We start from the raw sequence: 21,817 nt of genomic DNA, 5'->3' as shown, positions 1-21,817 counted from the left end.
TTCAAGAAGGCAAAACCGCATACGAAAACAGCACCGGCGCTTGGCGGCTTCTAGCGCGAATCAGCAAAAACCCGCGCAATTTGCCGAAATGTTCGCGTCAAACGTTTGCAAATACTCGAATAAAAAAGGGCTTTATAAAGTTATGCGGCATAGCTGCCGTAAACTGGCAAATGGTCTGCGTGCGCGTCACGCGAGATCTGCCCGTTCCGATTTCCCCGTTTCGACATTGGCTCACGCTTCGGCTCGATAGCGCGGCGCGGCGGCGTTGCGTCGTGACATCGTCGCGCCCTGCGTCCGAAGCCGGCGGGCCGCCCTGAAGGTCGGCTGCAAAAAGTACCGCAGCAAAAGAAGTCGCTAATAAATCCAGGCTTTAAGGAGGCCTTCCCGTGATCAACGTGTTGGGCTGCATCGTCAACAGGCACAATCCGTGGCTCGTTATCGTGGCCGTGCTGATCTGCGGCGCGGGCTCGTGGGTGACGGCGCGCCTCGTGCGGCGTGCGTTCGCCACGCACGGCATGCAGCGCGCGGGCTGGCAGTTCCTCGCGGCCACCACGGCGGCGGTCGCGATCTGGTGCACGCACTTCGTGGCGATGCTCGGCTATGAACCGGGCGTGCCCGTGACTTTCGATCCGGTGTTGACCATCGTTTCGCTGCTTATCGCGCTGGTCGGCAGTTTCCTCGGCATCTTCGTGGCGTGCAGCGGCTGGACGCGCGCCACGCCCGCGATCGGCGGCGCGCTGGTCGGGCTGGCGATCGCGCTGATGCACTACACCGGCATGACGGCCTATCGCGTCGAAGGCATCGTGATGTGGAACCGGCCGTACCTGGTGGTGTCGATCGTGTTCTCGGTGGTGTTCGGCGCACTCGCGTTCGATCAGGCTGCGCGCAAGCCGGGCGCGGCAAATATCGGCGGCAGCGTGATCGGTACGCGCGCCCAGGTGGCCACGGTTGCGGGGCTGCTTGCCACCGCCATCGCCACGCTGCACTTCATCGGCATGTGCGCGTTCGGGATCGAACCGCTCGCCATCGATTCGCATGTCGCCAACCCTGCCGCGCTTGAGGCGCTGGCGCTGGCGGTGGCGGGCATGGCCTTCATCATCGCGGGTGCCGGCCTCGTGAGCTATCTGCTGGACGACAGCGTGCGCGCCGAATCGGTCGAGCATCTGCGCACCATGGCGCTTTCCGACATGCTCACCGGCCTGCCGAACCGGGCGGGCTTCAACGAACGTCTCGACACCGAAGTCGCCCGCACCGCGGCGCACGGCGGCAAGCTGGCGCTGGTGGGCATCGACCTGAACCGCTTCAAGGACATCAACGATCTGCGCGGCCACCACGCGGGCGACGAGGTGCTGCGCATCCTGGCGCTGCGTTTCAAGAGCCTCGTGCGCGAGGACGAATTCGTCGCGCGCGTGGGCGGCGACGAATTCGTGGCGCTGCGCCGCTTCTCGCAACGCGAAACGCTCGACGACTTCCTGAACCGGCTGGAGACGGCGCTGTTCCGCCCGATCCGCTATGACGACTGGGAAGTGAATTCCGGCGCCAGCATGGGCGTCGCGATCTATCCGGACGACGCCACCAGCAAGACCGTGCTGATCAATAACGCCGATCTCGCGATGTATCGCGCGAAGGCGGATCTTACGCGCTCGGTGTGCTTCTACGAACCGAAGATGGACGAGACGGCGCGTGCGCGCCGCTCGCTGGCGGCCGACCTGCGCGACGCGCTTTCGCGCGGACAGTTGAGCGTGCACTACCAGGTGCAGACCTCGATCGCGAGCGGCGAAATCTGCGGCTACGAAGCGCTGCTGCGCTGGGAGCATCCGCGCCAGGGCTTTATTTCACCGGGTGTGTTCATTCCACTGGCCGAAGAAAACGGGCTGATTCTCGCGATCGGCGCCTGGGTGCTGCGCGAAGCCTGCTCGCGCGCCGTCACGTGGCAGCCGCCGTGCAAGGTGGCCGTCAATCTTTCGGCGGTGCAGTTCGCGCACGCGGATCTGCCCTCGCTGGTGGCCGAGGTGCTGGAGCAAACCGGGTTGCCGCCTTCGCGCCTCGAACTCGAACTGACCGAATCGACCATCTTCGCCGACCGCGAGCGCTCGCTCGAAACGCTTCAGCGCATCAAGGCGCTGGGCGTGAGTCTCGCGCTCGACGACTTCGGCACGGGTTATTCGTCGCTCGATACGCTGCGCTCGTTCCCGTTCGACAAGATCAAGCTCGATCAGTCGTTCGTGAGCGAAGCCGAATCGAGCCGCCAGGCAACGGCGATCATTCGCGCGGTGCTGGCGCTGGGCAAGAGTCTGGGGATTCCGGTGCTGGCCGAAGGCATCGAGACGCAGGATCAGTTCGATCTGCTCGCGGGCGAAGGCTGCGATGAGGTGCAGGGCTTTCTGCTGGGCCGCCCGGTGCCGCTCGCGCAACTGGTGGCCAGCGGCAAGCTGAGCCTGTCGGGGTCGCCGGTGTCGGCGGCGGCTGCGGCTGCGTTCGCCGCGGGTGAAGTGGGCTGAGGAGAGGTGAGCGCACGGGGCGTTGCCGCGCTGCTGGCGGCGGCCGGCGCTACGGTCTGGTCGACCAGGCGTGCTCGGGCACGTGCAGACGCATTCAGGCCGTCGCCAGCGCCCACGGGCGCGTTTCCGCGTAGTGCGCGGCGCCGCTCATGCTGCCCAGCGATGTCTCCACGCGGCGCACGAGCGACATCAGACGCGGGGCGATATCGTCGATCAGCTGGTTGCCATTGAGGTTGAACACGGCTATCGAACAGCTGAACACCCAGTACTCGTCGTCGATGGGCGAGGCCAGCGGAATCGCTACCGAGTGAATCTCGCGCTGCATGTCGCCATACGACACCGTGCAGCCGATCTCGCGTAACTGCTGCTGTGCCTGCGCGATGCGTTGCGCGAGCAACTCGCCCTTGGCGCGATCGAGCGCAAGCGTGTTCTGCAGATATTGCTCGCGCGCCGCGGGCGGCACGGCCCACAGATACGCGCGGCCCGCTGCCGTGCGCGACAGCGAGACCCGCGTGCCGATCTCCGCGCGATACACCGAACTACCCGCGCCCTGGATGACCTCCGCGTACGCCAGGTTCATGCGATGGCCCACCGCGAGCTTCACCTGGCCCTGGCAGTAATCGGCCAGCTCCTGCATCATCGGCCGCGCGATCTGGCGCACCGTCATGCGGCCGAGCGCGGGCGCGGCGAGGCTCAGCATCTCCGTGCCCAGCACATACTTCGAAATGCGCTCGGAGTGGCGCAGCAGGCCGAATTCGCAGAGCGTGTTGATCAGGCGCAGGGCGGTGGGCTTGGGCAAGCCGGTGCGCTCCACCAGTTCGCGCGCGGACAGCTCCGACGCCCCCATAGAGAAGCACTGCAGAATCCGGATGCCCCGCGCGAGCGCGCTGACGAGCGTGTTTTCGCTGGATGAATCGGCCGCCTCGTCGGCGCGGGCAGCGCTCTCGCGGTCGCGGGCGAGTGGGTCTTTCATGTCGGATTCCTTCTTCGGGATGAGGACGGTACTAGGGGTTAACACGGTGTACCGGGCAGCAAAGCCGGCATTCTAGCCTTGACCTTTGCGCTAGAACAATTTTTTTAAGACGACAGGCTCATTTTTTCGAAAGCGCGACGCTTTGCCGCTATCCGAACCGTATGCGTTGTGGATGGATTTCGCGAAATCCGGATTTTGGGGATCGAACGACCGCGTAGGAGATTGACGCAGATCATCGCAGTCCTGCATCATCGACGACATGAACCTGCACCACATCGCACGCACGACTACGACTACCACGGCCGCCTCTGGCGGGTCGTGAGGTCGATACGCGAGCACGGTTCGGTCGTTTCATTCGTATCTGCCGCAAGGCCCCGCCGGTAACGGACGGGGCCTTGCCGTTTCTCCTGTCCGCGCCGGCGCCAAAGCGGGCATCACCGTCGTCATGAAAGGAGAAACGCCATGCAAGCCAGCGCTTCAAGCCGCCGCGCGCTGTTGATCGTCGATATGCAGGTTGGGCTGTTCAACGGCAATCCGCCGCCCTACGAGGGTGCGCGCGTGCTCGCCAATATCAACATGCTGATCGCCCGCGCACGCGCAGCGGGTGCGCCGATCTATGCCGCGCGCCACACCGGCCCGGCCGGTTCGCCCATCGCGCCCGATAGTGAATTGACGAAGCTGGTGAGTGGACTCGATGTGGACGACGCGCGCGATACCGTCTTTGTGAAAACGCGGCCCAATTGCTTCATCGGCACGGAACTCCGGCAATGGCTAGCCGAAGACGACGTGGGCGAACTGGCGATCGTGGGCATGAAGACGCAATATTGCGTCGATACGACCTGCCGCGCGGTGTTCGATCTGGGTTTGCGCGCGGTGCTGATCGAGGACGCGCACACCACGGTCGATACGCCCGATCTCCATGCGCGCGAGATCATTGCCCATCACAACCGTACGTTGAATGGGCCGTTTGTGGCGTTGGCGCAAAGCGCAGCGTACGAGTTCTGACACGCAGAGGGCCGGCCACGGTCACGCCCTCGCCGCGACGATCTCTTCGCGGCGCACGAAGCGCGAAGTCGACGAGATCGACTTTCCGATCCGCAACGCCTGGTAGTCCTGCACATGGGCGGATGTGCCGATATGAAGCGACAGGCGCATCGAGCCTCGTGTATTCCTGCAACTTTGTCGACCTGCATCAATAGGCCGGCGCGCTACGCTTGCGCTTGGGACGCTTAACTGGAATTTTTAGCCGTTTTTTCCCATAAAGGTGTACCCATGTTCCGATTCCACAACGTGATCCGCGCTGCCGGCCTGTCTGCATTTGCCGCTATGGCGCTCGCATCGTCCGCGCAGGCCGCCGACGCGCCCGCATCGACACTCCCGGCAGACGCGATCGCCGTCGTCAACGGCGTGACCGTCCCGAAGAGTCAACTCGATGCCGTGGTGCGCGAGGTATCGGCGAAAACCGGCCAGCCCGACTCGCTGCAGATGCGTCAGGCTCTCAAGGAAGAACTGATCGCGCGCGAGGTATTGCGCCAGGCTGCCGTAAAGGCCCACTACGACACGAAGCCGGAAGTGCAGCAGGCGACGAGCGCCGATGCCAGGGTCGGCACGCAAATCCAGTTGTATCTGAAGGACAACCTCCATGCTGACCAGGTGAGCGACGATCAGGTGAAGGCGCGCTACGAGGCGCTCGTCGCGTCGCTCGGCAAGAACGAATTCCAGCCGCGCGTCATCGCGGTGACGGACGAAACGACGGCGAAGCAGGTGCTCGCCAAAGCGAAGTCGGGTCAGGCGTTCGACGCGCTCGCCAGGCAATACAGCGTCGCGCCGACCAAGACCGACGGCGGACTGATGCCGTGGGTCAGCTATCCGGTGCCGGTAGCCGAGGGCAAGACCCAGGGCGTGCCTTTGCCGCTGGCGCAGACCATTGCGCAATTGCCGGTTGGCGGTATCTCGCCGCAACCGGTTCATCTCGGCAACGTCTGGGTGATCGTCAAGCTCGACGCGAAGCGCCCGCCGCAGATCCCGCCGTACGATCAGGCCAAAGAGACGGTGAAGCAGCAGTTACAGGCGATGGCCTTGCAGAAGGCGGCGGCGCAGTTCACCGCGGAGCAGATGAAGAACGCGACGATCCAGCAGTAATGATCGTGCCGGGCCGCCCGTTGCGAGCGGCAATCCGAGCCTCAAGCAGCGCGAGCAAGAAACGACAAAGCCCAGGGCAAGCCCCTGGGCTTTGTCGTCAGTCGATGCCTCGATGGCTCAAAGCCTCAGTGTCGCCACCTCGTCGAGCGCATCGAAAATCCCCACCACGTCGTTATCCACCACGCAGCGCTGATCGCGCGTATGCGTGCCGACCACAACCTCATCCCAGAAGGACTCCGATCCATACTGCAAACGTTGCGCATGCAACCGTCGCGTGAAGAGCTGAAGATCGACCTTCTCAGCGTTGCACATCTTGCTCATCAGCCCATGTGCGCCATTGGCCACCAGCGGAGCCGCCCGGCTTGCGCGCGCCTTGGCGATGGCGCTGGCAATGCGTTGCTCGCCGCTGCGATGCGCCGCGCAGCCTTGTTCGGCGGCCACACGCGTCGCAGCCACATGCCCCGCCATCACGCTCAACTGGCGCTCCAGCGCGAGGAAGGTGCTGCAGGTACGGCTGGCGGGCGCGTGCCCGTTCACATAGGCCGTGCTGATGTCGAGCACGCGCTGCATTGCGCCAGCCATGGTGGCGGCGGTGACGATGGCGCCCAGTTCCGCAATGCCGCGCGCGGGCAGCGGCTGCGCCGTGCGCGTGTCGAAGCGCACCGTGGCGTCGAGGCCGTCGCCGTGCTTTTCCACGCAGGCCGATTTGAGCGCCACGAGCCAGGTGCCGGTGGACGTTTCCACCACCACGGCGTCGGCGACCTGGCCGTAGGGCACGAAGGCCGCCCGCTGCGTGGCGTCGGCGATCGCCAAAGCGATGGGGCCGCGCGGCGCGCTCACGTGGGCGGCCGCGAGCAGATGCCGCGCGATCATGGTGTGCGCGGCGGGCAGCGGCAGCGCGTGCTGGCCGAACGCGAACAACACGCCCGCGGCCTGCGCGAGCGGCAGATCGGCGCCGCCCTGGTTTTGCGGCACGAGCGCGTCGAGCAGGCCGAGCGCTTCGAGCTGCCGCCAGAGTTCGCGTCCGGCGCGGCGGTCCTGGGTCAGTTCCACGCCGCGCACGAATTGCGGGGTGCAAATATCGGCGAGTACGGTTTGCGCCGATGTCGTCAGCATGTCGTCCATGTTGGTATGTCTCTCCCTAGGTGGCGTCATGCGAGCGCTCGATAGTGCGCGTGTTGCGCGGTCGTCATGAGTCGTCCTCCTGATGCATTCCTGAGTCTCTTTATATGGGCGTTTTCTTGCGCGCCGCGCGTAGCGCCGTTTTTAGATCGTTCTGATTCTAGAAGCGCGCACCAGGTGAGGCAACCCGAAAAAAACCCGACAAAACCCCCTCAAATCGATTTACGAGGCGCGCGACGCCTTGATTCAAAAAGGGAAAACGCGCGCAACGCCCCTGTCTTCGGGGTATACGCGAGGGCCAGGCGAGTTCGTCCGGGTTTTGTTCCGCCTGAGGAATGAGTCCATTGCGGAATAAGAAACAGCAAGAAATAAGCACGGGACCTGCGCCTGGATCCGCTCAGGTCGTTGCGTGCGCAAACAGTTTGCTCAACCAGGCGTTCGGGCTGGCCGAACACTTCTCGCGAGCGATAGATCCCCGAATATTTTCCGGTTCGCAAACTGAGACGCATGGTCAAGCACCCCCTGTGAACGCGGTTATTGTCACAGGAAGAAAGGGAGCGGTCATCGGCGCTGAGAAACGTTGCAAGGCGTGCCGATCAATCATTGCGCTGCGGCACGGGTCCGGGGGAATAACGGCCCACGCATGTGCTTCTAATCCGCACGATCCGCCGGACAATCCGGACAGGCACGCTGCGGCAGATAAAAAGCGAGCAAATAATGAGTGCCATACCAAAACCCGATGCTCCACGGTCCGGCGGTCTGTTGCCGGCCCTGCTGGCGGACGCCGAACTCGACCACGTCGAGCGCATGGTGCAGTACATGAGTCGCGCACAGGCGGGCCGCGCGCCGCGCGGCATCGACGGCGAATACTGGAAGAAACGCTTGCGCGCGCTGGAGGCGACTCACGATCTCGTCGCCACGCAGCGCCGCCGCGTCGCCTCGCTGTTCGAGCTGCTGGAGGGAGCGGGTCAGGTGTGCGGATCGACGGCGCCGCGCAGCGCGTTTGCGTCGTAACGTCGATTCGCGTCGCGGGCCTCGCCCGGTCCGGTGACGCGGAACGTGGCCGGATCGGCGCCGGCAATCTCGATCAGCCTCGGGAAGTCGATCAGGTAGACCTTGCGCGCATCGCGCGCGTAGTCGTCGCCCATGAATTCGAGCGACGGCAGATCCACGCGCCGCGCCGAAATCGGGCGGCGCCCTGCGAACAGCTTGTCGCCGGCGCGCAGGAATCCCGCGCGAGGAACCGTCAGTTGGTCGTGCGGCACGTCGACGACGAGCGGCGTGCCGTGATAGAACACCCGCGCTCCATCCCACGCGTAGCTGCCGTGAACGTACAGTCGCGCCGCATGCACGCCTTTCTTCTCCACGCCCAGATAGAAAGCGCGGCTGCCGTCGCATGCCCAACCCTCGTCGAGCACGCCAAACGTGTCGGGCGAAACGCGGCGCAGCGGCGTCGGCGTCTGATAGTGATTGGGCGAGTAGAACACCGTCGCGCCATCGGTGAAATAGTGCGTGCCCAGTTCGCGTAGCGCGGTGATCGGCTGACCGGAAATGCGTTCGAGGCGGGCGTTGTGATCGCTGTAGCGGTGCAGCCAGTGGATGCCGAAGGCGTCGCCGCATGCCGTGCCGCGCGCCTCCCGGCCGGATCCGTAGCGGAAGGTGTGGGTGGCGAAGCTCGCCGGGTCGAGGCCGGCCAGGCGCAGGCCGTCATAGATCACCGCCGGAGCATCCGTGCGTTTGCGCAGGCGATGCCACCAGTAGTCCTGAAGATGCGGGCGCGTCATGAAAAACGCATTCCATTCCTCGATCTGGCGATGTTCGAGCGCGGTCATGCGTTTGCCGTGGTTGATCGGCCCGACCCGGTCCGTGAAGCGCAGCCTGCCATCGAGCGGTCCGCTCACAAAGCTCTCGCGGTCGATTTCCGTGGGCTTGCCGTAGTAATAGACGCGCCGCGCATCGACGGCATAGCCGCCTTCGAAGCCGGCTGCGCTTGCGCCAGCCGAGCCGGCGATGCGCCGACCGTTCATGTAGAGCGATTCCTGATCGACGGCGTAGTACTCGTGCGGGCGCAACTGCGTGAACAGCGTGCCATCGTCGCGTTCGTACCAGCGCTCGAAGTCGAGCGGGCGGAACGCGTGCGGGCTGCGCGTGCGGATCGTGCGGTTGGTGATGAAATACGCCTGGTGCGCGTCGCGCGCATAACGCTCGTTGAGGACCGCGAAAGTGGCGATATCGGCGTCCTCGATGCGGTAGTAATACTCGCGCGCGATGGCCGCACCCTGTTGCGCCTGCACGATCACATGCACGCCGTCGGTGAACCAGCGACCCCGGATGCAGCGGAAATCCTGTGGACGTTCGATGGGCAGCGGCGTGTCCTCTTTGGTCCAGAGCGGCAGATTGCGCCACAGACACACCACGGCGTTGCCGCGGATCACATAGCCGGGATGGTTGGTGGGTCTGGGTGTGTGGTCTCGGTCGTGATTGGCGGGGTTCATCGTGGCCTGCGGGATGGGTACGGGCAGCGCCAGGACAAGCAGCGCCAGCGCAAGCAACGCCGCGGCAGCGCCGCGAGCCTGATTTCGTCTGACTAATCATATCGGCTTCGACGGTTCGAGCCTTCGCAGGCGTGCGCCGTCGCGTCCACTCGCTCAGCGAATCGTCCCAATTTTGATCGGTTCAATCAATCCGATGAGCGAATTGCGCAATTCCCACTGCGCGTTTACACTTCGCCATGATCGTTTCAATCAAGTTAGTGAGCAAACCGATCAAAAACCCCAGAGCGGTCACACCGGTTCACGGCGTGCGCCGGTCGGATCATCATTGAGGAGACTCCCATGGCTCAGATTCCCATCAAGCGCGCGATCGAGCGCGTTCCCGGCGGCATGATGATCGTGCCGCTGCTGGCCGGTTCGCTGATCGCGACCTTCCTGCCCGGCCTGCCGAAGTTCTTCGGCTCGTTCACGAACGCACTCTTTACCGGCGCGTTGCCGATCCTCGCGGTGTTCTACGTCTGCATGGGCGCGAGCATCGACGTGAAGGCGACGCCGTATCTGCTCAAGAAAGGCGGCGCGCTGTTCGCGACCAAGGTGGGCGCGGCCATCGTGGTGGGGATTCTGATGGGCCATCTGATCGGCGAGCAGCCGATCGCTTCCGGCTTGTTCGCGGGCCTTTCCACGCTGGCCGTGGTCGCCGCCATGAACGACACCAACGGCGGCCTCTATATGGCGCTGATGGGCCAGTACGGTCGCTCGGAGGATGTGGGCGCGTACACCATCATGTCGCTGGAGTCGGGCCCGTTCCTCACCATGGTGACGATGGGCGTGGCGGGGCTTTCGGCGTTTCCGTGGCAGACGCTGGTGGGCAGCATCCTGCCGCTGTGCGCGGGCATGCTGCTGGGTAATCTGGACCGCGAGATGCGCGCCTTTCTCGCGCGCGCGGTGCCGGTGATGATTCCGTTTTTCGCACTGGCGCTGGGCGCGGGCCTCGATCTGCACAAGGTCTGGCAGGCGGGTTTGCTGGGGATCGGTCTGGGTATCGCGGTGGTGATCGTCACGGGCATTCCGCTTTATTTCGCCGATCGCGTGACGGGCGGCACGGGCGTTGCCGGTGTGGCGGCAGCCAACACCGCCGGAAATGCGGCGGCTGTGCCGGCGCTGGTCGCTGCGGCCAATCCGGTCTACGAACACGCGGCGCAGAGTGCGACGCTGCTGTTGGCGGCCTGCGTGGTGGTGACGGCGATTGCTTCGCCGGTGCTCACGGCGTGGGTGGCGAAGCGGGCGCAGGCACGCGACGCAAAACGCGATGCGAACCGCGACGCGCAAAGTACGCAAAGCACGCAGCGCACCGCGCAATCCTGCGAAGGCAAGAGGCTCGCCCCATGAAGCTGCTGATCATCGCCGACGATCTTTCGGGCGCTGCCGATTGCGCGATCGGCTTCGCGAACGCGGGCCATCGCACGGTGGTGACGCTCGACGCGTCGGGTGCGCAGGCGGATGCGACGCCACACGACGCCGACGTGATCGCCGCCGACACCGACACGCGCCGCCTCACGCCCGCCGACGCCGCCGGGCGCACTGCGCAGGCGTACGCCGCGCTCGGTCGCGCACGCCGTCTCTACAAGAAGATCGATTCGACGCTGCGCGGCAACTGGGCCGCCGAAGTGTCGGCCTTGCAGGCGCGCGCCGGATTGGCGATCGTCGCGCCCGCGTTTCCGGCTACCGGCCGCACGGTGCGCGAAGGCGCGCTGCTCGTGCATGGCGTGCCGCTCGAACGCACCGACACCTGGCAACTCGAACACGCGGGCCGCAACGCCGATATGGCCGTGATGCTGGCGGGTGCGGGCCTCAAGAGCGAGCGCTTCAACGCGGCGCTGCTGCACAACGAACCGCGTTCGCTCGCGCGCCGTGTCGCGCTGATCGAGGCGGAAGGCCCGGAAGGCGCGCAGGCGCTGATCGTCGATGCAGTGTGCAGCGAAGATCTGCGCGCGCTGGCCCGAGCGACGCTCGAACTCAACAGCGCTTTCTTCTGGGTCGGTTCGGGCGGGCTCGCGCGCGAACTCGCGACGCTCGATGCGCCGCGCGCCGATGTAATTGCCGCGGCTGAAACCGATGACCGAGGCGCGAGCGCGCCTGGCCCGGTTCTCGTGCTGGTGGGCAGCCTTTCCGCGGTGGGCGAGCGTCAATGCGCCGTGCTGCGCCAGCGCGTGGGACTGGCCGAACTCGTCGTGCCGCCCGAAGTGCTGCGCGCCGGTCAGGCTCACGCGCAATGGACGCAATGGAGCGCACAAATCGGCGCGCTGCTCGGCACCCAGCAACAACCTGCCGATCTGCTGCTGCGGATCGGCCGCGACGACGCGTTCGATCCCGCCGAAGGGGCGCAACTTTCGGCGATGCTGGCCGCGCTGGTTGCGCCGCATTTCGCGCGGCTCGGCGGCCTGATCGCGACGGGCGGCGAAACCGCGCGTGCGATGCTCGACGCGGCAGGCATTCGCAGCCTGCGCCTGATCGCCGAAATCGAGGCGGGCGTGGCCGTGGCGCGTCCGCATGCACAAAAGCATTCGCATGACACGCCGCATTGGCCCGCCGTCGTCACCAAGGCGGGCGCGTTCGGCACCGACGACGCGCTCCATGCCGCGTGGCGGCGCCTGCGCAACGTCGATGAAAGTCGTGGCCCGGATCGCCGCGCGGAACACAACCCGAAATAAGCGCGTCCGGCGCGCGAGGTCTCGCAACTCGGGATCAAGGCGCGCGCCGACGCCAGTTCAGCACTTTTGAGGAATCTATGAGCACCTATATCCCCGTCATCGGCATCACGATGGGCGACGCCGCCGGCGTCGGCCCCGAGGTGGTCGCGAAGAGTCTGACGCATGCCAGCGTCTACGCGCAATGCCGCCCCGTGGTGATCGGCGATGCGCGGCGGCTGGAACGCGCCATCGCCATCTGCGGGCTGCAGCTTGCGGTGCGCCGCGTGAACGATCCGTCCGAAGCGCGCTACGAGCAGGGCACCCTCGACGTGATCGACCTGAACCTGATCCCCGACGATCTGCCCTTTGGCCAACTGTCGGCGCTCGCGGGCGACGCGGCCTATCAGTACATCGCGCGCGCGGTCGAACTCGCGCAGGGCAAGCAGATCGACGCCATCTGCACGGCGCCGCTCAACAAGGAAGCGCTGCACGCGGGCGGCCACAAGTACCCGGGCCACACGGAAATGCTCGCGCACCTCACGGGCGTGGACGAAGTCTCGATGATGCTGGTCGCGCCGCAACTGCGCGTGATCCACGTGACGACGCACATCGGCATCATCGACGCGATCCGCAAGATCGAGCCGGGCCTCGTGCAGCGCACGATCGAGCGCGGCAACGCCACGCTGGTGAAGGCGGGGATTGCGAAGCCGCGCATCGGCGTGTGCGGCATCAATCCGCATGCGGGCGAGAACGGCCTGTTCGGCTATGGCGAAGAGGAAGAGAAGATCATTCCGGCGGTCAAGCTGCTGCAGGAGCGCGGCCTCGACGTGACCGGCCCGCTGCCCGCCGACACCTTGTTCTTCCGCGCGGGCCGTGGCGACTTCGACCTCGTAGTGGCGATGTATCACGACCAGGGCCACGGCCCCGTGAAGGTGCTGGGCCTTGAAGCGGGCGTGAACGTGACCGTGGGTCTCGAAGTGATCCGCACCTCGGTCGATCACGGCACGGCGTTCGATATCGCGGGTAAGGGCGTGGTGGACGAAGGCAGCATGCTCGAAGCGCTGCGCCAGGGCGCGGAACTGGCCACCCGCCGCTAAAAGAGGATGGCGCAGGACCGGGCGTGTCATCGTGTAAGATCGCCGGTTCCGCTCAGCCCCATTTTCTGCTCGACCTAAAGTAATGAAAGCGTCCGACCGTCACCGCGCCATCCTCGAACTCGTGCAGACGCGCGAGGCCAACGTCGAACAGTTGACGGAGGCGCTAGGCGTGTCGGAAGCCACCATCCGCCGCGATCTGGCCGTGCTGCACAAGCAGCGCCGCCTCGTGCGCACTTACGGCGGCGCGACCGCGCTGGTCGGCGTGCACGAGCCGGAAGCCTCGCTCGAAGAGCGCAAGGCCGCGCAGCGCGAACAGAAGGAACTGATCGCGCTGGCGGCGGCGGCTCATGTGCGCGACGGCGACACCGTCATGCTCGATGGCGGCACCACCTGCGCGGCGCTCGCGCGCCACCTGCTCACGCGCAGCGATCTCCATGTCGTCACCAACAATCTGCTGGCCGTGACCACGCTCGCCAACGCGCCGGGCATCGAAGTCACGCTGCTGGGCGGCGATCTGCGCAGTTCCAGCATGAGCACGCTCGGGCCGCTTGCCGAACTGCTGCTCTCGCGCGTGAGCGTGGACACCGCATTCCTGGGCGCGGACGGCGTGGTGGCGGAATTCGGCCTGTGCGAGGCGAGCGCGCAGCAGGCGTCGCTCAAGGACTGCATGATCCGGCGCGCGGCGCAGGTGATCGTGCTGGCGGATTCGGACAAGCTCGGCCGCGCGCGCCAGCAGCACTGGACGCCGCTGGAACGCGACTGGCGGCTGATTACGTCGGCGAGCGCGAGCAAGGAGGCGCTGGAGCCGTTCCGCGCATTGCAGCGCGTCGAGGTCGAACTGGCGGGTTAAGGCGTCGCCTCGTCTGGTTCCCCATTCGGGCGCGGCGCTGGCTCTACAAGCGGATGCGCTTTAGCGCGACAATCATGGCTTCCTCACCCGCGCACCGCATCGTGGAGCCGCCATGTACGTCCCCGCCCATTTCGACGAATCCCGCCCCGAAGTCCTGCACGCGCTGATTACGCAGCATCCGTTCGGCACGCTGGTCACGCATGGCGCGAGCGGGCTGGACGCCAATCACCTTCCCTTCGAACTCCTTGCGAATGACGGTGCGCCGGGTGTGCCGGGCATGCCGGGCGCCTTGGGCACGCTGCACGCGCACGTCGCGCGCGCCAATCCGCTCTGGCAGGACGTCAAGGATGGCGACGAAGTGCTCGCTATTTTCCGCGCCGGCGACGCCTACATTTCACCCACCTGGTATCCCGGCAAGCATGAGACGCACCGCCAGGTGCCCACGTGGAACTACGTGGTAGTGCATGCGCATGGCCATATCCGCATTCGCGACGACGATAAATTCGTGCGCGGCGTGGTCGCGCGCCTCACGCGCACGCACGAAGCGGATGAGCCGAAGCCGTGGAAAATGGGCGATGCGCCGCCGGACTATCTCGACACCATGCTCAAAGCCATCGTCGGGCTGGAGATCGAGATCACGCGCCTCGTGGGCAAGCGCAAGTTGGGACAGAACAAGGAAGCGCGCGACATTCGCGGCGCGGGCGAAGCGCTCGTCGCGCGCGGCGAGGACACGATAGGCCGCCAGATGCTCGATCATCTCGCGGGCCTTGAAAACAAGCCCTGAATCGCGCGTGTGGTGCTTAAAGCACCAGCCGCGAATGGCCGATCCCGCCACCCTTTTCCACGCGGATCTGGGTGGCGATGCGCTCCTTCAGCCCCTCGACGTGACTGATCACGCCGATCATCTTGCCGCTCGCGTTGAGCGTATCGAGCGCGTCCAGCGCGATTTCGAGCGTATCGCCGTCGAGCGTGCCAAAGCCTTCGTCGAGGAACAGCGAATCGATCGAGGTCTTGTGGCTCACGAGATCCGATAGCGCGAGCGCCAGCGCAAGGCTCACCAGGAAGCTCTCGCCGCCCGAGAGCGTGCGCGTGTCGCGTGTGGCGTCCGCCTGCCAGCCGTCGACGATCTCCAGTTCCAGTTCGCCCGTCGATTTGCGGCGCAACAGATAGCGCGCGTGCAGGCGATCCAGATGCCGGTTCGCGAGCGCGAGCAGATGGTCGAGCGTAAGGCCTTGGGCGAAGCGGCGGAACTTGTCGCCCTTCGCGGAGCCGATCAGCGAATCGAGCCGTTGCCACAGATCGGCGTCCTGCGATTGCGCTTCGATCTGCTCGAACAATGCGCGCTGGCTGTCGCGCTGCTGCGCGTCGCGCGCGAGCAAGCCGCGCTGGTGTCCCAGACGCTCGCTGAGTGCCGCGTTTTGCTGTTCGAGTGTATCGAGTTGCGTCTCCAGCGCTTCGAGCGTTGTTTCGGCCTGCACAGGCGGTTCCACCGCTTGCAGGTTTGCCAGCTTGTTGCGCGCGCCCTGCAGCAATGCGGCGGCGGTCTGCTTTTCCTGTTCGCGTTGCTGCTTGAGGGTTTGCAGGTGCTTGCGTTGATCGCCTGGCAGCAGGGCTTCGAGGAAGCGCGCTTGATCGGCGAACGGGCTGTGTTCAAGGGCCGCCTGCCACGCCTTCGCGGCTTCGTCGAGCGTCGTGCGTTGTTGTGCGAGCGTGCGTTCGAGATGCGTGAGTTGGCCATCGAGCGCGGCCAGTTGGCGTGTCAAGTGCTCCGCAAGCGTGGCGCTGGCGTCGAAGCTTTCCGGCGAGGCGTCGCCATCTGCGTCGCCGTCATCGTCATAAAATAAGGACGCCGTAAGATTGTCGCGCACGCTGGCGGCCGCCGCGGTTTCCACGCCGATGCTGGCGCAGCGTTCCCGCCAGGTTTGCCACTGCGTGCGCGCGCTTTCGCACAGGCTGCGCTGGCGCACCAGATCTTGCCCGAGCGCCTGCAAACGTTGCTGCGTCTGCTGCCATTGACGCCATTCGGCGCTGCGCGAGGCAAGCCAATCTGAGGTGTCATCGGGAAGCGCGTCGAGCGCGTAGCCGCCGCAACGCAGTGCGTCGAGCAGGCGGGCGGATTCGTCGTCGTGCGCCGCTTGCAGGGCAGCGCGTTCGCGGGCGATCTCCTCGCCGCGTTCCTGCAGGCTTTTGAGCGATTGATCGAGCAATTCGGCGCGGGCGCGTGCGGCGTGCAGCGCGTCGGCGCAACGCGTGTTGGCTTCGCGCGCGCGGGTGAGGGCGGCTTCGGCTTCTTCAACCGAGTCGAGTTGCTGCTTCAACCGTTGCGCTTTCTGGTTGGCGGATTCGCGCGCGGACGCGAGCGCATCGGCGTGTTGCCATGCGTGCGCGTCGAACGATTGCGCCGCAAGCGCCGTGACGAGCGCGTCCCACTCCGCGCGATTCTGCGTGACGCGCGCAACCAGCTTTTCTTGCTGCGAGCGCTGTTGCGCGAGCGTTGCACGCAGCGCCGACAAAGCCTGCTCCGTTGCGCTCAAGCGCTGTGCGCAAGTCTGCAATTCCACGCGTGCTGCCTGCAGCGCTGCCTGCGTCGCGGATTCATCGAGCGCGCGATAAGCCTCGATCGCGGGATGGTCGTGCGAGCCGCACAAAGGACACGCCTCGCCGGGCTGCAACTGTTCGCGATGCTGTGCGAGGCTGCGAATCATCTGCTCCTGTTCGAGCAACTTCTGCTTGTCCTCGACGCGCGCCTGGAACTGCGCGTGCGATAGCTGAAGCGTTTGCGATTCTGCCGCCTTGATGTCGATATCGCTTTGCGTACGCGTCAATGCGCTCGCGAGCGTTTGCTCTTCATCGGCGAGCGCCCGCCTGCGTTCGGCCACCGTTTCCAGTTGCTGCCAGCGCGTGAATGTCACTTGATCCGCGTGCCACGCGTCGCGCAACTGCGCGAGCGTTTGTCCGGCAAGACGCGTCGCTTGCGCTTGTTGGAGGCTTTGCAGCGCGGTATCCGATTCGATCTTCGCGCGCCCGGCGGCAGCCAGCAGCGCGGCGTGCTGCTCGCGCTGCGCACGCTGCTCGTTCTGCTGCCGTTCCAGTTCGCCAAGCTGTTTGAGGCGCGCGCCGAGGTCCGCTGCCATGCGTTTGCGCAGTTCGAACTGCTGACGCCACGCGCCAACGCGCTCGCCAAGCTGCGCGAGATGGCTATTCGACGCGCACCAGGTTTCGACGCTGCGCTGTTGAGCTTCGAGTTTCGCGAGTTGCGTATCGCCGTCACGCACGATGCGCGAGGCGAGCGAAGCCGTCGTGGCGTATTGCGCGCGTTGCGACGCCACGCGCTCAGCGCGTTCACGGCGCAACGCCGTGAGTTCGGCCTCCGACTGACGACAGGCCGCGTCGGCTTGCTGCATGGCGAGATGCGCGGGGCGCAGCGCTTCGGCGGGCTCGCTCGCGGCAAGTCGCGCCAGTTCGGGCGCGGCGGCTTCGAGCGCGGCGTTGGCTGCGGCTTCGCGCGCCAGCGCGGTTTGCGCATCGGCTTGCGCCTGAGCGAGATCGCGCCGCCATTGCCGTTGCGAATGCAACGTTTTGGTCTGCGCGTTGCCCGCGTTCAACTGATCGGTCAGCGCGACGATATCCTGTTCGATGGCGGCGCGTTGCGCGGCATCGAGCAGTTCCATGCCTTCGGCTTTTGCGCGCAATTGTTTGAGTGCATCGCGCGCCTCGCCTGCGCGCTCGAACACACGGCGCGAGATTTCGCCGTAAATTTCCGTGCCGGTCAGCTCTTCGAGCAGTTCCGCGCGATCGTTCGCCGTGGCGTTGAGGAAGGCTGCAAAGCCGCCCTGCGCGAGCAGCATCGAGCGGGTGAAGCGCGGAAAATCCAGGCGCGTGATCTCCGTTACACGGCGCAGCTTCTCGCTGATATGCGTGGTGATGATCGTGCCGTCAGCGCTCGCGAGTTCGACCCTGGGCTGCTGTAACGCGCCATCGACCTTGTCGCGCGCGCGGCGCTGGCTCCAGAACGCGCGAAACACCTCGCCCTTGACCTCGAACACCACTTCGGCCAGACAGTCCGCCGTATGGCGCGTCATGATGTCGTTCGCAGACGCCGACAGCGTCTTCAGCCGTGGCGTCTCGTGATAGAGCGCGAGGCAGATCGCATCGAGCAGCGTCGATTTGCCCGCGCCGGTCGGGCCGGTGATGGCAAACAGACCGTTGTCGGAAAACGGCGGCCTGGTGAAATCGATATGCCACTCGCCCTTGAGCGAGTTGAGATTCTTCAGGCGCAGGCTGCGGATCTTCATGCCTCGCCCTCCACGGTGGACGCGACAATGGACCGGTAGCGCGCGGTGAGCGCGTCGCGCACATCATCGTCGAGTGTTTCGTGGGCGAGACGGCGTGCGAACACATCGAGCGGATCGAGTTCGTCGAGCGTGACGCCCGCATCGGCCGACAACTGCGCCACGTTATTGCCGCGTTCGCGGCGAATGCGCAACACTTCCAAGGGCAGACCTTCGGTGAGCGTCTGGATGCGTGCGGGCAGATCGGCCAGATAGTCGTCTTCGGCCACGGTGACTTCGATCCACACGGGGCGCGCGGCGCTGGCATCCTTTGCGGCGTGCGCGAACGCATAGGGCAGCGTCTTGAGATTGCCCTTGAGGGCAACGAGCGGCTGGAACACCGGCACTGGCAGCGGCGTGACCGATTCGAGGCCCGCTGCGCCCAGTTCGACCAACAGCATTTCCTTTTGCTGCGTGGCTTCGTCGAAGCTAAGCGCAATCGGCGAACCGCTGTAGCGGATATGCGCAAGTCCGCCGACTTTCTGCGGACGATGAATATGACCCAGCGCGATGTAGTCGACCGGCGGAAATGCGCTAGTGGGAAATGCTTCGAGCGCGCCGACATAAATCTCGCGTACCGATTCGCTTGCGCTCGCGCCCACCGTCGTGAGATGGCCGGTGGCGATCAGCGGCACGCCATGGCCGAGTTCGGCTTCGAGCGTCTTGCGCTGCGCATCGGCGGCGGCGAATACCGCTTGATAATAGGCCTGGATCGCAAGTTGCAGGGTTTGCTGCTTCTGCTGCGCGCTTTGGCCGTACTCGCTTTGCATCACGTCGCGCGCGCGAATGAAGGGCACGGCGCAGACCACGCAACCAGGTTTCGCCTGCGCCCCCGACGCACGTAGCGGCAGCACGCGCACCTGCGCCTCGGGCGCGTCGGCGTGCGGCACGACGCGCGCTGAAAGCCGCTCAAGCAAGGCGCTGCTTTCGCGCAGCGTCGCCACTGAATCGTGGTTGCCGCCGAGCAGCAGCAGGGCCACCCCGGCCGCGTGCAAACGCACCACGAGATCGCTGTAGAGCTCGCGCGCGTAGCTGGGCGGCGTGCCGGTATCGAAGATATCGCCGGCGATCAGCACGGCATCGACGGCGTGCTCGTCGACCTGGGCCACGAGCCAGTCGATCAGTTGCCGATGCTCGGCCTGACGGCTCTTGCCCATGAAGTTCTGGCCCAAGTGCCAGTCGGAGGTGTGGAGAATACGCATGAGGGGTGAGGCGGAGTTCGTTCTGATGAATGGCGCGGCGCGCGCGAGTGCTGCGATTGTAGTGCAGGGCGGAATTCGCCGAGGACTCGCCCACGGCGCGATGACGTAACGGTCTGCGCGGCATGGGCGGCGAGCGTCGACGCCGCGTCGCTGTTCGTGTCGTCCATCACCATGATGGAAATCGAAACGGGCATCCTGCAGATCGAGCGCCGCGATCCCGTGCAGGGTGCGGCCCTGCGCCAGTGGTTCGAGCGACAGGTCATGCCGGAATTCGCCGCGCGCACGTTGCCGGTCGACACGCCGGTTGCACTACGTTGCGCCCGCCTGCACGTGCCAGATCGACGATCCGAACGTGACGCGCTCATCGCCGCGACCGCACTCGTCCATGGCATGACGATCGTGACACGCAACGTCGATGACTTCGCGCCCACCGGCGTCGAGATCGTCAATCCATGGTTGTTCAGCGGCTGATTGCGGGCGTTGCGCCCGGCCCCTCCGTCCCCTCCATCCGCGCCTCCCGCCGCACCGCCTGAGGCGCAATGCCGAAGCCACGCACGAAAGCCTCGCGCAGATGGCGGCGGTCGCGAAAGCCAGTTTCCCTGGCGATCACGTCGAGCGGGTGGCGGCTTTGCTCGATCATCAAGCGCGCCGCCTCCAGCCGCAGCCCTTCGATGGCTTTGGCGGGCGATTGCCCGGTTTCAAGCGTGAAAACGCGGCTGAACTGGCGCGGGCTCAGATGCACGCGCCCGGCCAGTTCCTCGACCGTCAGCGTGCTGTGCAGGTTCTGGCGCGCATAGTTGAGCGCGTTCTGGATGCGGTCCGACTTCGGCGCGAGATCGAGCATCTCCGAGTGCTGCGATTGCCCGCCCGCGCGACGCTGATGCATCACCAGCTTATGCGCCACGGAGCGCGCGATTGCCGCGCCCAGATCCTTTTCCACCATCGCGAGCGCCAGATCGAGCCCGGCCGTCATGCCCGCCGAAGTCCAGATCGGCCCGTCGACGATATAGATTCGGTCATCTTCCACGCGAATACCCGGATAGCGCTTCTGCATCTCGCGCCCATAGAACCAGTGCGTGGTCGCGCGCCGCTGCTCCAGCAGGCCCGCCGCGGCCAGCACGAAGCCGCCCGTGCAGATGCCGGCGATACGCCGCGCGCGCGGCGCGGTCTTGCGCAGGAAGGCCAGGATCTTTGGCGGCGGCGGATCGATGAGCGGGTCGTTCACGCCCGCGACGATCCACGTATCGATTTCGATGCGCCCGCGCAGCGCGCGCGAGCCAACGGGGATGTTCAGCGAGGAGCGCACCTCGCCGCCCTCCGGCGAAAAGGTTTCGAGCCTGTAGTACGCCTCGCCAGCGCTCAGGTTTGCGTACTCGAACACCGATTGCGATGCGAGTGTCATGATCTGAAAGCCTTCGCTCAGCAAAAAACCGATCCGGTGCATGTCCGTTCTCCGCTCATCCGATGTCCGGAATCATACCTAAATACGTCATTTGCGTCGCGCGCCGCAATCGCCAGAATGCACTCACGGCAGCACGCTTTTCCTCTACCCGAAAACCCTAAAACGGAGTTGCATCATGGCACAGGCACATGCAGGTACAGCCCTCATCACCGGCGCATCGTCGGGCATCGGCGCGGTCTACGCGCAACGTCTCGCCCAGCGCGGCTACGATCTCATCCTCGTGGCCCGCAACCGCGAGCGCCTGATCGCGCTGGCCGATCGCATCACCAACGAAACGCATCGCAGCGTCGAGATTATCGACGCCGATCTGAACGATCGCGTCGATCTCGCCCGCGTGGAAGACAAGCTCAAAGAAGACGCGAGCATCACGCTGCTGGTCAACAATGCGGGCGTGGGCACCCACAAGCCCTTGCTGGAAAGCGATGTGGATGCGATGTCGCGCCTGATCGACCTGAACGTCGGCGCGCTGACGCGTCTGACCTACGCCGCGGTGCCGGGCTTCGTGGCGCGCGGCAAGGGCGCGGTCATCAATATCTCGTCGATCGTGGCGATTTCGCCGGAGACGCTCAACGGCGTGTATGGCGGCAGCAAGGCCTTCGTGCTGGCCTTCAGCCAGTCGCTGCATCACGAACTGGCCGGCAAGGGCGTGCAGGTGCAGGCCGTGTTGCCCGGCGCCACCGCCACGGAATTCTGGCAAACCGGCGGCCTGCCGCTCGAACATCTGCCGCAGGAAATCGTCATGTCGGCGCATGCGATGGTAGACGCGGCGCTCAAGGGCTTCGAACGCGGCGAACTCGTGACGATTCCGTCGCTGCATGCCGGCGAGGAATGGGACGCCTTTGAGCGCGCCCGCCGCACGATGGCGCCGCATCTGTCGAGCAACACCCCCGCTAGCCGTTATACGGCCGCTTGAACCGTGCGATCTGAATATCGTGGCGGTATGTGATTCGATTGA

At 65.5% G+C, this 21,817-nt stretch carries 17 protein-coding genes and 1 pseudogene; 11 read left to right on the top strand and 7 right to left on the bottom strand.

Annotation, left to right across the window (positions count from 1 at the left end; genetic code table 11):
- The first annotated feature begins 386 nt into the window (after positions 1 to 386).
- Positions 387 to 2,501: an EAL domain-containing protein gene (locus F4827_RS28135; RefSeq protein ID WP_183729606.1), complete on the top strand. Its 2,115-nt coding sequence runs from the start codon at positions 387 to 389 to the stop codon at positions 2,499 to 2,501.
- Positions 2,502 to 2,595: 94 nt separating this feature from the next.
- On the opposite strand, the gene F4827_RS28130 is transcribed toward F4827_RS28135, so the two are convergent.
- A complete protein-coding gene (locus F4827_RS28130; protein ID WP_183729604.1) occupies positions 2,596 to 3,474 on the bottom strand; it encodes an IclR family transcriptional regulator in 879 nt (292 codons plus the stop codon).
- A gap of 462 nt (positions 3,475 to 3,936) precedes the next feature.
- Here F4827_RS28130 and F4827_RS28125 point away from each other — a divergent pair, with 462 nt between their 5' ends.
- Positions 3,937 to 4,479, top strand: coding sequence for a cysteine hydrolase family protein (locus F4827_RS28125; protein ID WP_183729601.1), 543 nt, complete (start codon positions 3,937 to 3,939; stop codon positions 4,477 to 4,479).
- Between the two features lie 21 nt (positions 4,480 to 4,500).
- Here the strand turns inward: F4827_RS28125 and F4827_RS35590 are convergent, their stop codons facing one another.
- The gene (locus F4827_RS35590; protein WP_260175445.1) at positions 4,501 to 4,629 is read right to left on the bottom strand and encodes a hypothetical protein; all 129 of its coding nucleotides are present in this window, start codon (positions 4,627 to 4,629) and stop codon (positions 4,501 to 4,503) included.
- Between the two features lie 117 nt (positions 4,630 to 4,746).
- Here F4827_RS35590 and F4827_RS28120 point away from each other — a divergent pair, with 117 nt between their 5' ends.
- Complete coding sequence (locus F4827_RS28120) at positions 4,747 to 5,616, top strand: peptidyl-prolyl cis-trans isomerase (RefSeq protein WP_183729598.1); 870 nt, start codon at positions 4,747 to 4,749, stop codon at positions 5,614 to 5,616.
- 117 nt (positions 5,617 to 5,733) lie between these two features.
- Here F4827_RS28120 and F4827_RS28115 read toward each other — a convergent pair whose 3' ends face one another.
- Positions 5,734 to 6,741: an acyl-CoA dehydrogenase family protein gene (locus F4827_RS28115; RefSeq protein WP_183729595.1), complete on the bottom strand. Its 1,008-nt coding sequence runs from the start codon at positions 6,739 to 6,741 to the stop codon at positions 5,734 to 5,736.
- 714 nt (positions 6,742 to 7,455) lie between these two features.
- Between F4827_RS28115 and F4827_RS28110 the strand changes: the two genes are divergently transcribed.
- Positions 7,456 to 7,752: a hypothetical protein gene (locus F4827_RS28110; RefSeq protein WP_183729592.1), complete on the top strand. Its 297-nt coding sequence runs from the start codon at positions 7,456 to 7,458 to the stop codon at positions 7,750 to 7,752.
- On the opposite strand, the gene F4827_RS28105 is transcribed toward F4827_RS28110, so the two are convergent.
- Positions 7,707 to 9,233, bottom strand: coding sequence for a DKNYY domain-containing protein (locus F4827_RS28105; protein ID WP_183729589.1), 1,527 nt, complete (start codon positions 9,231 to 9,233; stop codon positions 7,707 to 7,709). The two genes, F4827_RS28110 and F4827_RS28105, sit on opposite strands and share 46 nt — an antisense overlap.
- Before the next feature lie 339 nt (positions 9,234 to 9,572).
- Here F4827_RS28105 and F4827_RS28100 point away from each other — a divergent pair, with 339 nt between their 5' ends.
- From F4827_RS28100 to F4827_RS28080, 5 genes are all read left to right on the top strand, one after another.
- Complete coding sequence (locus tag F4827_RS28100) at positions 9,573 to 10,619, top strand: 2-keto-3-deoxygluconate permease (protein ID WP_183729586.1); 1,047 nt, start codon at positions 9,573 to 9,575, stop codon at positions 10,617 to 10,619.
- Complete coding sequence (locus F4827_RS28095) at positions 10,616 to 11,941, top strand: four-carbon acid sugar kinase family protein (RefSeq protein WP_183729583.1); 1,326 nt, start codon at positions 10,616 to 10,618, stop codon at positions 11,939 to 11,941. Before F4827_RS28100 ends, F4827_RS28095 begins: the two co-directional genes overlap by 4 nt.
- Positions 11,942 to 12,018: 77 nt before the next feature.
- Complete coding sequence (gene pdxA / locus F4827_RS28090; protein WP_183729580.1) at positions 12,019 to 13,017, top strand: 4-hydroxythreonine-4-phosphate dehydrogenase PdxA; 999 nt, start codon at positions 12,019 to 12,021, stop codon at positions 13,015 to 13,017.
- 82 nt (positions 13,018 to 13,099) lie between these two features.
- Positions 13,100 to 13,867: a DeoR/GlpR family DNA-binding transcription regulator gene (locus F4827_RS28085; protein WP_183729576.1), complete on the top strand. Its 768-nt coding sequence runs from the start codon at positions 13,100 to 13,102 to the stop codon at positions 13,865 to 13,867.
- Positions 13,868 to 13,979: 112 nt separating this feature from the next.
- Positions 13,980 to 14,651 (top strand): FMN-binding negative transcriptional regulator, encoded by a 672-nt coding sequence (locus tag F4827_RS28080; protein ID WP_183729573.1) that lies wholly within the window; start codon positions 13,980 to 13,982, stop codon positions 14,649 to 14,651.
- 16 nt (positions 14,652 to 14,667) lie between these two features.
- Here F4827_RS28080 and F4827_RS28075 read toward each other — a convergent pair whose 3' ends face one another.
- A complete protein-coding gene (locus F4827_RS28075) occupies positions 14,668 to 18,162 on the bottom strand; it encodes an AAA family ATPase (protein ID WP_183729570.1) in 3,495 nt (1,164 codons plus the stop codon).
- On the bottom strand, positions 18,159 to 19,400 hold the full coding sequence (sbcD, locus tag F4827_RS28070) for an exonuclease subunit SbcD (protein ID WP_183729566.1): 1,242 nt from the start codon (positions 19,398 to 19,400) through the stop codon (positions 18,159 to 18,161). The genes F4827_RS28075 and sbcD overlap by 4 nt, the downstream gene beginning before the upstream one ends.
- Positions 19,401 to 19,517: 117 nt before the next feature.
- Between sbcD and F4827_RS28065 the strand changes: the two are divergent.
- Positions 19,518 to 19,871 (top strand): annotated as a pseudogene (locus F4827_RS28065) (type II toxin-antitoxin system VapC family toxin); the annotation flags it as partial.
- Here F4827_RS28065 and F4827_RS28060 read toward each other — a convergent pair.
- The gene (locus F4827_RS28060; RefSeq protein ID WP_183729562.1) at positions 19,861 to 20,844 is read right to left on the bottom strand and encodes a GlxA family transcriptional regulator; all 984 of its coding nucleotides are present in this window, start codon (positions 20,842 to 20,844) and stop codon (positions 19,861 to 19,863) included. The pseudogene F4827_RS28065 and the gene F4827_RS28060 sit on opposite strands and share 11 nt — an antisense overlap.
- Positions 20,845 to 20,977: 133 nt before the next feature.
- Here F4827_RS28060 and F4827_RS28055 point away from each other — a divergent pair, with 133 nt between their 5' ends.
- Positions 20,978 to 21,775, top strand: coding sequence for an SDR family oxidoreductase (locus F4827_RS28055; protein ID WP_183729559.1), 798 nt, complete (start codon positions 20,978 to 20,980; stop codon positions 21,773 to 21,775).
- The last annotated feature ends 42 nt before the right edge of the window (positions 21,776 to 21,817 follow it).

This window comes from Paraburkholderia bannensis (assembly GCF_014200455.1).
Lineage (GTDB): Bacteria > Pseudomonadota > Gammaproteobacteria > Burkholderiales > Burkholderiaceae > Paraburkholderia > Paraburkholderia bannensis_A.
Note: the sequence above shows the minus strand (reverse complement) of the source record. Positions and strands in the feature narration are given on the sequence as shown.